Genomic DNA, 761 nt, shown 5'->3' with positions numbered 1-761 from the left:
GAACGGGGCCAAAGATTTCTTCGTAGTATGCCGGCGAGTCCAACGGAACGTCGTCGAGGATGGTTGGGCCGAGGAAGTGGCCGTTCTCGTAGCCCTCAACAACTAGCTTGCGGCCGTCTAGCACGACCTTAGCGCCGCGCTCTTCCGCGTCGTCAATGAGGCCGGTGATGCGTTTCTTAGCCATTGCGGAGATGACCGGGCCCATCTCGACGCCTTCGCCCATGCCTTCGCCAACGTGGATCTTCTCGGCATGTTTCTTTACGAGGTCGGCTAGCTTTTCGCCGATCCCGCCAACTGCTACAACTACCGGCAGTGCCATGCAGCGTTCGCCGGCGGCTCCGAAAGCAGCTGCAGAGATGTGCTGTGCAGCAAAATCTAGGTCTGCGTCCGGCATTACAATGGCGTGGTTGTTTGCCCCGCCAAGTGCCTGAACACGCTTACCGTGCTTCGTGGCCGTGTCCTGCACGATGTGTGCAACCGGCGTTGAACCAACAAACGACACGGCGTCAATACCGGGGTGTTCCAAAATGTTCGTCACCAGTGAGCGGTCGCCAGACAGCACCTGGAATACGCCGTCAGGAAGGCCAGCTTCCTTGTACAGCTCCGCAGTAAGTAGCGCGGCGGAGGGGGTGGCCGAGGACGGCTTCAAAATGAATGCGTTACCGGTGGCAATCGCCAGCGGGTGCATCCACATGGGAACCATCGCCGGGAAATTGAACGGACAAATGCCGGCAACAACGCCAACGGGCTGCCTGATGCTG

At 59.4% G+C, this 761-nt stretch carries 1 protein-coding gene; it reads right to left on the bottom strand.

Annotation, left to right across the window (positions count from 1 at the left end; genetic code table 11):
- Window positions 1–761: aldehyde dehydrogenase family protein (locus HMPREF1627_RS01905; protein WP_034500659.1), on the bottom strand; the 761-nt coding region annotated here is incomplete at both ends.

Source organism: Actinomyces sp. S6-Spd3, from assembly GCF_000758755.1.
In the GTDB taxonomy this organism is placed as follows: Bacteria; Actinomycetota; Actinomycetes; order Actinomycetales; family Actinomycetaceae; genus Pauljensenia.
This window is presented reverse-complemented; position numbering and strand designations above follow the sequence as displayed.